The organism is Flavobacterium sp., assembly GCF_052437795.1.
Lineage (GTDB): Bacteria > Bacteroidota > Bacteroidia > Flavobacteriales > Flavobacteriaceae > Flavobacterium.
This window is the reverse complement of record NZ_JBQVPA010000036.1, coordinates 1-501: the sequence shown is the minus strand read 5'-3', so window position 1 is coordinate 501 and position 501 is coordinate 1. Positions and strand designations below refer to the sequence as shown.

Below are 501 nucleotides of genomic sequence, written 5' to 3'. Positions count from 1 at the left end.
CCATACAAGTGCGAGGCAACTTCATGTGAGTCAGGCGCTGGCTGGTCTGGGGCATGGCTGTGGTTGTCATTCACACTTGGTCCCCTGCTTTGACTCGTATGGGGTACCATGCTGTGAGTGTTACCAGTGCACCGGTATCTAGTGCTTAGTGGCATTTGTGGGCGTAAGTGGCAGGTGGCATCGTGTGTGTGTGTTGGCCATGTGGTCAGCCACACATCAGAGATAGAAACATCCCGCCTATGATCTAATGTGAGAATGGGGCCGCTGTTGCACTGGCTGACCACTGCCATGCCTTGCAATCATAGGCCACTGGCAGCCCCTTGGCAACCATGGCTTTCTGCTTATCATCATCATCATCATCATCATCATCATCATCATCATCATCATCATTACATGGCATGCGCCGATCTGCGGTCCCAATGGATACCGCCAGTACTATCTGCTTATGTGTTGTGACGGTCCAACCGGCCTGGTTGTGAGTGCCCTCCTCTCCTACTTTGC

Annotated in this window: 1 protein-coding gene; it reads right to left on the bottom strand. The window is 52.7% G+C overall.

The features are described 5' to 3' along the window. Positions 1-244: 244 nt before the first annotated feature. On the bottom strand, positions 245-501 hold a 257-nt coding region (locus tag ACT6R0_RS18695; RefSeq protein ID WP_444667474.1), incomplete at its 5' end, for a hypothetical protein.